This window comes from Acidovorax sp., assembly GCF_046341535.1.
GTDB lineage: Bacteria > Pseudomonadota > Gammaproteobacteria > Burkholderiales > Burkholderiaceae_C > Acidovorax.
This window is the reverse complement of record NZ_JBKDRI010000162.1, coordinates 1-10070: the sequence shown is the minus strand read 5'-3', so window position 1 is coordinate 10070 and position 10070 is coordinate 1. Positions and strand designations below refer to the sequence as shown.

Below are 10070 nucleotides of genomic sequence, written 5' to 3'. Positions count from 1 at the left end.
CGTGGTGTCGGGGCTCAAGCGCGAATTCACCTCGCCCGAAGGCAAGAGTCAGCTCAGCAATCTCATCCAGTTTGACGCCGCCGCCAATCCTGGAAACTCGGGCGGGCCGCTGGTCACGCTCGATGGCGAAGTGGTTGGGATCGTCACGGCCATCCTCAACCCCACGCCTGCACGGACGTTTCTGGGTATCGCTTTTGCCGTACCGATCGAAAACGCGGCTTCGGCCGTGGGCATGTCTCCCTTCTGATGCATCGAATCCATCTACCAAGGACGCACACCATGGAACCCACCCCGCCCGAGAGCCTCTCTGGCTCAAGCAGCGTCATCACTGCCGCCCTGATGGAACAGGTGCTTTACGAGGTCAAACGCGTCGTGGTCGGGCAGGACCGCTTTCTGGAACGGGTGATGGTGGCCATGCTGGCGCAAGGCCACCTGCTGGTCGAGGGTGTGCCGGGGCTTGCCAAGACGCTGACCGTCAAGACGCTGGCGAGCACCGTGCAGGGCAGTTTCAAGCGCATCCAGTTCACGCCCGACCTGGTGCCCGCCGACTTGGTGGGAACGCGCATGTACAACCAGAAAACCGGCGAGTTCAGTACCTCTCTGGGCCCGGTGTTCACCCACCTGCTGCTGGCCGATGAAATCAACCGTGCACCCGCCAAGGTGCAAAGCGCGCTGCTGGAGGTCATGCAGGAACGCCAGGTGACGATTGCCGGCGAGACGCACAAGGTGCCCGAGCCCTTCCTGGTGATGGCCACACAAAACCCGATTGAGACCGAAGGCACCTATGCCCTGCCCGAGGCCCAGGTCGACCGTTTCATGATGAAGGTGCTGTTGGGCTACCCCAGCGAGGAAGAAGAGTTCGTGATTGCCCAGAGAGCGCTGGAGCCGCCTGTACAGGTGCTGCCGGTAGCCACCACGGCGCAGCTGGCTGCGCTGCAGGCCGAGTGCCGCACTGTGTACGTGGACCCTTCTTTGCTGCAGTACGCCGTGAAGCTGGTGGCAGCGACCCGTGAACCGGCCCGGCACGGCTTGAAGGAACTGGCCGGTCATGTCAGCTGCGGCGCCAGTCCCCGCGCCACGATTGCCCTGGCCGAAGGCGCGCAAGCGTTGGCCATGCTGCGCGGACGCAGCTACGTGCTGCCCGAAGACATGACCGACCTGGCTGCCGATGTACTGCGCCACCGGATCGCGTTATCGTACGAAGCCCTGTCCGAAGGGCTGGATGCCGATGCCCTGATCACCCGAATCATGGCCAAGGTGCCTGCGCCAGCGCGCCCGCTGCACCATGAGCGCAAGGCCGCCTGAGGCAAGGCGCACGCCCGCACCATCCCAACGCCCATGAGCACCGTCCAGCCGCCAACCGCCCACCCGGCTTCAGCCCCGGCCAGCAGGTCGGCACACAGCCACTTGCCAATGCCTCTGCCCACCCTGCCCGGTCAGGCCGACAGACTGGTGCGCGAACTGGAATGGAAGGTGATCCGCGTGCTTGATGGGCTTCTCCAGGGTGACTACCGCACGCTGATGCGGGGCAGTGGCCTGGACCTGGCTGACCTGCGTGAATACCAGCCGCACGATGATGTGCGTCACATCGACTGGAACGTGACCGCCAGGCTGAGCGCCCCACACATACGCGTATTTACCGAAGACCGCGAGATGTCAGCCTGGTTTTTGCTGGACGTCAGCCCATCGCTGAACTTCGGCCCCCAGGGCAACGCCAAGCGCGACATCCTCACCGGATTTGTAGCGGTACTGGCACGACTGCTCACGCGCCACGGCAACCGCGTGGGTGCCATGTTGTATGGCGCCGGACCGTCGGCCACCGGTACGGTCGACACAGTGCTGCCGCCCCGCAGCAGCCGCGCCCATGTGTTGCATCTGGTACACCACTTGTTAGCCCCGCACCGAACCATACCGGCTCGCGCACGAGGCAAACCTGAAGCTGTGGCTGGTACTACGGATTTACGGGTGCTTTTGCACACAGCCATGGCCAACCTGCGGCGTCGCAGCACCATCTTTGTGGTGTCGGACTTCATCAGCGCGCCTGGCTGGGAAAAGCCCCTCGGCCAGCTCTGCCAGCGCCATGACGTGGTCGCCGTGCGCCTGCTCGACCCGCTGGAGCTAGATCTGCCCGACGTCGGAATGATCACCCTGCGCGACGCCGAAACGGGCGAGCAGCTTCAGGTGGACACCCACGATACGGCGTTCCGGCGCCGTTTTGCGCAGCTGGCTGCCGAGCGCGAGGCCGCCCTGCGCCAATCGCTGTTCACGGCTGGCGCCGACACCCTGGAGCTGTGCACCGACGACAACTTGATAGACGCGCTGCGGCGCTTCCTGGATCTGCGCCAGCGGCGTGTGCGAGCCCCGCGCCGCATGGCGGAGCAAGCGGCCTGACGCCCTGTTGGCCCATGACCGATACCGCCTTCATCTAAGCCCATTGCGCCCGAGGACGCTACGCCCATGGTTTTCATCTGGCCCACCCTGCTCTGGCTGCTGCTGCTTGCGCCCCTGCTGGTGCTGCTGTACTGGTGGCTGCTGCATCGGCGCAAGAAGACCGCGCTGACCTACTCCAGCCTGTCGCTGGTGCGCGAGGCCATGGGTCCGGGGCAGCGCCTGCGCCGCCACATCCCGCCGCTGCTGTTTTTGCTGGCACTGATCGCACTGCTACTGGCGGCCGCCCGCCCCATGGCCGTGATCACGCTGCCCGCACAGAATCAAACCATCATGCTGGCCATGGACGTTTCAGGCAGCATGCGCGCCACCGATGTGGAACCAGACCGCATCACCGCGGCGCAAAACGCTGCCAAGGCCTTCATCGCCGAGTTGCCCCGGCATGTGCGCGTAGGCATCGTCGCATTTGCGGGCAGTGCCCAACTGGCGCAGCTACCGACGCAAAGCCGCGAGGATTTGATCAAGGCCATCGACAGCTTCCAGCTTCAGCGCGGCACCGCCACCGGCAACGGCATCATGCTCTCGCTGGCCACCATCTTTCCCGACGCGGGCATCGACATCTCCGCCCTGGGCGGGCGCCAGGCGATGCGCCCGAAATCCATCGACGAAATCAGCAAAAAGCAGGATCAGGCCAAGGCCTTTGTTCCGGTGGCGCCGGGCTCCTACAGTTCCGCTGCCGTGATCATGCTGACCGATGGCCAGCGCACCACCGGCGTGGACCCTCTGGAGGCCGCCAAGTGGGCCGCCGACCGGGGGGTGCGCGTCTACACGGTGGGCGTAGGCACCGTGCAGGGCGAGACGATCGGCTTTGAAGGCTGGTCGATGCGTGTGCGGCTGGACGAAGAAACCTTGAAGACGGTAGCCAACCTGACCAATGCAGAGTACTTCCATGCCGCCACTGCCGCAGACCTCAAGAAGGTCTACGAAACCCTGAGCTCGCGATTGACGGTGGAAAAGAAGGAAACCGAGATCTCTGCACTGCTGGCTCTGCTGGGAGCGATGCTCGCGCTGGCGGCAGGGGGCTTGTCGGTGTGGTGGTATGGCCGGATCCTGTAGCCTCTCGGGGCTTTGCAGCGGCCTTTACGACAAGGCGCCCAATGCTATCCGACCGGACGCACTGGCCTGCGCCGCCTGACGGGTCTCCACGCGGTTGCGTCCTGCGCGCTTGGCGTCGTAGCACGCCATGTCCGCCGCAGACAGCACCGATGCAACATCCTGCAGGCTGGCATCCAGCACGACCATCCCGATACTCGCCCCCAAGGTGAAACTGCGCCCCTGGTAGGACGGCTGCCACGCGTGCACCGCGGCGCGCAGTTGCTCCGCCACCGCATGGCCGCGGGCCGGAACGCACCCTGGCAGTACCACCGCAAACTCGTCACCACCGAGGCGGGCCGCCCACCCGATCTTGCGTACATTTGATTCAAGCAAACGGGCCACATGCCGCAAAACGTCATCGCCGGCATCGTGGCCCGCCACGTCATTGACCAGCGTGAAGTGGTCAAGGTCCAAAAACAGAACCACGCCATCCCCTGCCGCCTCACCGTCTTCTCGCGACAGCTGGCGCGGCCGGGCGGCTCGCTCGGCCAGCAGCAAAGTGAGCTTTTCGTCGAACGCAGGCCGGTTGAAAAGACCGGTCAGTACGTCGTGCGTTCGCTCCCACATGTGCTGAGACTGCGCTTCGCGCGCGGCCGTGATGTCTTCCAGAATCCAGACCGTGCCACCCGCCATTGCTTCAGGCTGCACCGCCCGACCCTGTACGCGCGCCCAGACAGGGGAGCCATCCTTGCGGGCAAAACACACATCGGCGTCGAAGGCGCCATGGGACGCGAACTCGGTCTGTACCCGTTCACCCATGCGCTCGTGGTCGGCGTCGCTCGCGTACAGCATCCTTGAAGGTCGCCCCTCCAGCTCGTGCGCGGCATAACCAAGCATCAGGGCCGCCTGGCGCCCCACCACCTCGAGGACACCGTTTCGCGAGATGACGATGCCGACGGATGCGCTATCGAGGATGGCCTTGAACTGGCCGTCCAGCGTCGCCCGGTGCGCGTGCTGGGCACTGCGCTGCTGCGCCAGCCGCCGAAAGATTTCCACGAGCTCGCCCACCTCGCCATCCGCCGCTGGCCAGTGGATCCGAGCGGTCGCAGCACCCTGGATACCCTGCGCCTCGAGCTGCCGGGCACTGTGGGTGAGCCGACCCAACGGTCGCGCCAGCCAGCCGATGAAAGAGGCGGCGACCAGCCCGCAGGCGACCATGCTGACTGCGGCCAGCCACCAGGCGCTGCGCTGGGCTCCCGCCAATGGGGCCAGCAACGCTTGTGAGGTGCTCACACGCGCGACCATCCACTGGGGCAGGGGCATACCCGCCACGCTCACGACATGGTCTGGTTGCACGTGGGTCACCCCCCGGGCCACCAGGGGCAAGGGATCTTTGAGCCAGCGTGGATACACCGAGCCGAGGCCGGGCTCATCGCTGACCTTTCCCATGATGCGGGACGGGTCCGAATGCGAGAGGATGGTGCCGTCGCGGGTGAACACCAACAGGCGCGAGTCATCACGGGCCGGCAGGATCATGGATGGCGGAAGCAGGCCCTGAGACTGCAGACGCAAGGCCCCCGCCACCACGCCCAGCACGGACCCATCATCACGATGCAAAGGCATGGTGAACATGACCCGCGCCTCGGTCGTGCGGCCCGCAATCAGCTCGGACACCAGCGGCTTGCCGTCCACCAGCGTGCGGCGCAGCACATCGCGCTCGGCGGGGTCCACCTCGGTTGCGTCATGGATGCGGCCGCCACGCAGGTTCAGGCTGAGCTCTCCGTTGTCACGTGCGACCTGCATGGTGTCGAAGAACTGCACGGCCGGCAGGCCTTGTTGGAGCAGCCACTCAAGCGACGAAGGCGAGGCCAGGGTCACGGGCGTGATGCCGCCCGCCACGGTGCGCAGCACCTTCTGGCTCTGTTCAATCTTGCTGGCCAGCAGACGCGCCACAACCTCCACCTCTTCCGTCTGCTGGGCCACCACGCGGCGCATGGCCTCCTCTGACGACGCCCGGGTCACCACCCACGCCGCCAGAATGCCCGACAAAGCCACTGCGAGCACGGCCACCAGCATCAGCCGCAGGACCAGGGTTCCAGGCATGGTCCAGCCCGGCGACTCGGTCGGTAATGTCGGCGTGTGCGCAGCCGTCATACGCGCTCCGTGGTGCGGGAGCACAGCAGGCTGCGCCGGAGGGTGAAAAAAGACATGGACAAGGTTTCGCCGCAAGAGGTCTGAGCGAATATACGCACCGCCCACCACCGGGGGGTTGGGTGGAACCCTCAGAGAAACACGGGGAAAAACCCTGACTGACCAACACTTCACCGGGAGGGCGCACTGGCCCTCCGTCCAACGCGTGCGGCGGACTCGCGCCGCTTCCGATCGTCGCAAGCGTGGCCGCTTGAGATGGGCCGCAGCAACCCCCGGGGCGCGCGCCGCCAGCGGTCAGCAGCCCGCCATCGACTGCAGCGCACGTGGCTGAGGCAGGCTGAGTACGTTGCCGGTTCCGTCGACCAGACCCGCCTCGCGCAAGTGGCGCAGCACACGGGAGAAGGTTTCGGGCGCAATCCCCAGTTGCGCAGCGATCAAACGCTTGCGCTGATGCAACGTGACCTGCATAGCACCGCTGTGGTCCGCCGTGGCATGGCTCAGAAGCCATTTCGCAAAGCGTGCCTCGGCATCCTGCGCCAGGCGGCTGACTGCCAGTTCCGACTGCTGCCGGTAGCCCAGCGCCATGTCGAGCAACAGACCGCGTGCGCCCTCCGGCATGCGCGCCAAATCGCGGCGAAAGCCCTCGATCGGCAGTCGGCGCACCAGCACGCGGGTATCGGCCACCATGTCCACCGGCACAGGCAGGCCCAGCAACGCCGATGCAGCATCAAGCCAGAAGGGGCCTTCCACAGCACCAAGCTGATGACGCATCAGGCCCTGTTCCAACACCCCTCGCAGCACTCGGCCGCTCTCCAGGTGCACCACCGAGGTCTGCACCTCGTTTCGCCGACGCAGCACTGCACCCGCAGCGATGGCTTCAGTTTCCGGCGGGAGTGAAAAGTAGGTAGAAGGCAGCATGGCAAGCAATGTGCCCCGCCGCCCCAGGATGGGCATTGAGCGAAATCAAAGACACATGACGCAAGCATGGGCGATGCAGCAGTTCTTGCCCCGTTTTTGCGCCAGCACACTCTTGGGCGGCTATCAGGGCACCCGCCAGGCGCCCGATTCCGCTTGCCGCTCGCAATACAAGGCTGGAGGGCGACCATGCCCTACCGAGCCCATATCAAAGGCACCATGAGCCCCAGGTGCACGGGTCAAACGCAAGCACGCCCTCCCTTACGGGCCGAGACAGCTGACGAACCTCGGCCTTACTCCCTGCGGGCTAGGCTGACCCGGGCCTGGGCAGTCCACGGCGTTGCGTTTCTCGCCCATAGCCCGGCTGTCGGCTGCACAAGGCGCCTCGGGGCCTGGCCCGATCCGCACCAGCGCATTCTTGTGAAGGTGATGCAGAGGCACCCAAATTTGCAACCAAAACCACCCGTTACGCTTGTTGATATTGCCTAGATTGCTACAAAATAAGGAGCGCACGAAAGTCGTTGACGTTGGTATGCGTAGGGCCGGTGGTCAGCAGGTCGTCGAGCTTTGCAAAAAAGCTCCACGCATCGTTGCGCGCGAGATGGTCGTCCGCACGAAGGCCAGCCGCCGCCGCGCGCTCCAGGGTGTCGGGGCTCACGAAGACGCCTGCATTGTGCTCACTGCCGTCGATGCCATCGGTATCGGCCGACAGCGCCCAAACACCGGCCTGACCTTGCAGTCCCTGAGCCAGGCCGAGGCCAAACTCCCCGGACCGCCCGCCGCGGCCCCGCACAGCACCCGGCGGGCAGGGCCGAACGGTCACCGTAGTCTCGCCACCGGACAGCACGACACACGGTGCTGCAAACGGCTGACCGCGGCGCGCCACGGCGCGCGCCAGTGCAGCATGCACCTTGCCCACCTCGCGCGATTCACCCTCGATTTCATCCGAAAGCACATGGACCGCCAACCCCACGGATCGGGCCACATCGGCCGCAGCCTGCAGCGCGCTCCATGGCGTGGCGATCAGATGGACCTCATGGCCTGCAAACCGCGCATCGTCGGGCTTGGGCGTCTCCAGCAAGCCATCTTCCAGCGCCGCCTGCACCGACGCAGGCACAGCAATTGCGTAGCGCGCCAGGATCTCCAGCGCGTCGGCACAGGTGCTGGCATCTGGCACCGTGGGCCCGCTGGCAATCACCGAGGGGGCATCCCCCGGCACATCACTGATGGCAAGCGTGATCACTCGCGCTGGCGCGCAGGCTGCGGCAAGCCGCCCGCCCTTGATCTGAGATAGGTGCTTGCGCACGCAGTTCATTTCGCCAATGGTTGCCCCGCTGTCTAGCAACGCGCGGTTGATTCGCTGTTTGTCTTGCAGCGCAAGGCCCTGACACGGCAGGGTCAACAGCGCCGAGCCACCGCCGGAAATCAGGCACAAAACCAGGTCATCGCCGCTGAGCCCCTGGGTCAGCGCCAGGATGCGCTGTGAGGCATCCAGACCTGCCGCATCGGGCACGGGGTGGGCCGCCTCCACTACGTCGATGCGCTGGACAGCGCCTGGCGGCCGCGGTGGCACATGGCCGTAGCGCGTGACCACGAGCCCAGACAGGGGCGCGTCTGCCGGCCACAGTGCTTCCAGCGCCTGCGCCATCGCACCGCCTGCCTTGCCTGCACCAAGGACTACCGTGCGGCCCTTGGGCGGCTTTGGCAGCCAGCGGCGCATGCCATGCAGCGGCTGTGCATCGCGCACTGCCGCATCAAACAGGGCACGCAGGAAAGCGCGCGGCTCGGTGCGGTAGTCCGGGCACACTGGCGGGGGGCTGGAGGAATTCAGTGGTTGCATGCGCCCATTTTGCAGTGACGTGCCTGTGCCGCGCTCCATGACACCGATTGACCGACACTGGGCATGCTTTGACGGCGCATTGCACCCTGACCCACAGGACGACCGTTACCTGCTTCCAATCGGCGCTTTGTGTTGACCCCTCCAATGCGGAGACTCACCCGGTGCCGCCCAGCGCCAGTGAGGCCGTCTGCTGCAAAACCCTGGTGCCAGCACTGCGTGGGCTGGTCACGGCGGCTCATCCCAACGGTGCGCGCAGACTGACACGGCGTCAGGACTACGGCACCGGCGCACCAGCCTCAAACCAGCGGCTGATCACGGCCCGGTCTGCATCGGTGATGCCCGTGGCGTTGTTCATCGGCATCAACCGGGTCACCACCACCTGCTGGTAAATCGCCTGAGCGTGCTGCTTGGCCGAATCGGCCGAATCCACACGCAGGTTCTTCATCTGCACCTGCGCCCCGTGGCACATGTAGCAGCGCTGCTCCAGAACCGCCTGTACCGCCTTGTAGTCAGATGGGGCTTCAGAGCTTGCCGAGTCTGGTGCAAAAGCCCCTGCCCCCGCAGCACTGGCAGTCTGGGGTGCCACGGGCGCAGGGCGCATCCACACGATGGCGCCCACAATCACCGCCAGGCCAGCAAGGGCATACGGCAGCGGATTACCGTTACGGCCGAGCTTGTAGCCATGGCGCATCACGAAGAACTGACGGATAGCAGCGCCCGTAAACATCATCAGGATCAGCACCAGCCAGTTGTGCGGGTGGCTCCAGGTGAAGCTGTAGTGATTGCTCAGCATGGCAAAAATTACCGGCAGCGTGAAGTAGGTGTTGTGAACGCTGCGCTGCTTGCCGCGCTGGCCGTGAATGGGATCCACCGGCTGGCCCGCCTGGATCTGCGCCACCACGGTACGCTGGCCGGGGATGATCCAGAAAAACACATTGGCACTCATGGCGGTGGCGATCATCGCGCCCACCAGCAAAAAGGCGGCGCGGCCCGCAAACCAGTGGCAGGCCAGCCACGAGGCCACGCATACCAGCGCGAACACCAGCGCCCCCACGATGGCATCGCCGTTCTTCCTGTGGCTAAAAATGCGGCAGACAGCGTCGTAGAGCAGCCAGAACACCACAAAAAACGCCAGCGCCACCACGATGGCGGTGGCAGGTGCCCAGTCCATGCGCGACTTGTCGATCAGGTAGGTGCTGGCACTGTAGAGATAGGACACCGTGAACAGCGCAAACCCGCTGATCCAGGTGCTGTAGCTCTCCCAGAAGAACCAGTGCAGGTGCTTGGGCAATTGCGGTGGCGAGACCGCAAACTTGACCGGGTGATAGAAGCCGCCGCCGTGCACAGCCCATAGCTCGCCGCTCACGCCCTGCTTTTTCAGGTCTTCATCTTCCGGGGGGGTCAGGCTGCTGTCCAGAAAAACAAAGTAGAACGACGAGCCGATCCAGGCGATGGCGGTGATGACATGGACCCAGCGCAGCAGCAGGTTGGCCCAGTCGAGGAAATAGTTTTCCATATCTCTCAACCTTGGCAGCGCAGGGGAGCGCCGCATTTGAACGCAGTGCACCCCGGACCGGGCGAACGCGCGTTACTGGCAACCTGCTCACCACTGCGGGCGCTCTGAGCAGAACAATGGGTCGCGCACCAGGGCATGCATTGCCCGGCACCGCTGCGACCATCC

The 10070-nt window shown here is 65.2% G+C and carries 8 protein-coding genes; 4 read left to right on the top strand and 4 right to left on the bottom strand.

The genetic code is table 11. The features are described 5' to 3' along the window. The 4 genes from ACK543_RS12255 to ACK543_RS12240 form a co-directional block, all read left to right on the top strand. The coding region (locus ACK543_RS12255; protein ID WP_409941837.1) for a trypsin-like serine protease at positions 1-247 on the top strand (247 nt) is incomplete at its 5' end. Positions 248-279: 32 nt separating this feature from the next. After that, positions 280-1305 (top strand): AAA family ATPase, encoded by a 1026-nt coding sequence (locus tag ACK543_RS12250; protein WP_409943127.1) that lies wholly within the window; start codon positions 280-282, stop codon positions 1303-1305. A gap of 108 nt (positions 1306-1413) precedes the next feature. Then, on the top strand, positions 1414-2391 hold the full coding sequence (locus ACK543_RS12245) for a DUF58 domain-containing protein (protein WP_409943126.1): 978 nt from the start codon (positions 1414-1416) through the stop codon (positions 2389-2391). 66 nt (positions 2392-2457) lie between these two features. Then, a complete protein-coding gene (locus tag ACK543_RS12240) occupies positions 2458-3504 on the top strand; it encodes a VWA domain-containing protein (RefSeq protein ID WP_409943125.1) in 1047 nt (348 codons plus the stop codon). A 24-nt stretch (positions 3505-3528) separates the two neighbouring features. Here the strand turns inward: ACK543_RS12240 and ACK543_RS12235 are convergent, their stop codons facing one another. From ACK543_RS12235 to ACK543_RS12220, 4 genes are all read right to left on the bottom strand, one after another. Then, positions 3529-5637 carry a diguanylate cyclase domain-containing protein gene (locus ACK543_RS12235; RefSeq protein WP_409943124.1) on the bottom strand — a complete coding sequence of 703 codons (2109 nt, stop codon included), beginning with the start codon at positions 5635-5637 and terminating at the stop codon, positions 3529-3531. A 291-nt stretch (positions 5638-5928) separates the two neighbouring features. Continuing rightward, positions 5929-6552: a Crp/Fnr family transcriptional regulator gene (locus ACK543_RS12230; protein WP_409943123.1), complete on the bottom strand. Its 624-nt coding sequence runs from the start codon at positions 6550-6552 to the stop codon at positions 5929-5931. Positions 6553-7042: 490 nt separating this feature from the next. Next, positions 7043-8389 (bottom strand): glycerate kinase, encoded by a 1347-nt coding sequence (locus ACK543_RS12225; RefSeq protein ID WP_409943122.1) that lies wholly within the window; start codon positions 8387-8389, stop codon positions 7043-7045. 274 nt (positions 8390-8663) lie between these two features. Beyond that, the gene (locus ACK543_RS12220) at positions 8664-9905 is read right to left on the bottom strand and encodes a urate hydroxylase PuuD (protein ID WP_409943121.1); all 1242 of its coding nucleotides are present in this window, start codon (positions 9903-9905) and stop codon (positions 8664-8666) included. Positions 9906-10070: the final 165 nt, after the last annotated feature.

What these genes read in the sequence shown, in the direction of transcription:
- ACK543_RS12245 (WP_409943126.1), top strand. Translation starts at nt 1,414, where the DNA reads ATGCCTCTGCCCACCCTGCCCGGTCAGGCCGACAGACTGGTGCGCGAA.
- ACK543_RS12225 (WP_409943122.1), bottom strand. Translation starts at nt 8,389, where the DNA reads ATGCAACCACTGAATTCCTCCAGCCCCCCGCCAGTGTGCCCGGACTAC.
- ACK543_RS12235 (WP_409943124.1), bottom strand. Translation starts at nt 5,637, where the DNA reads ATGACGGCTGCGCACACGCCGACATTACCGACCGAGTCGCCGGGCTGG.
- ACK543_RS12220 (WP_409943121.1), bottom strand. Translation starts at nt 9,905, where the DNA reads ATGGAAAACTATTTCCTCGACTGGGCCAACCTGCTGCTGCGCTGGGTC.
- ACK543_RS12230 (WP_409943123.1), bottom strand. Translation starts at nt 6,552, where the DNA reads ATGCTGCCTTCTACCTACTTTTCACTCCCGCCGGAAACTGAAGCCATC.
- ACK543_RS12240 (WP_409943125.1), top strand. Translation starts at nt 2,458, where the DNA reads ATGGTTTTCATCTGGCCCACCCTGCTCTGGCTGCTGCTGCTTGCGCCC.
- ACK543_RS12250 (WP_409943127.1), top strand. Translation starts at nt 280, where the DNA reads ATGGAACCCACCCCGCCCGAGAGCCTCTCTGGCTCAAGCAGCGTCATC.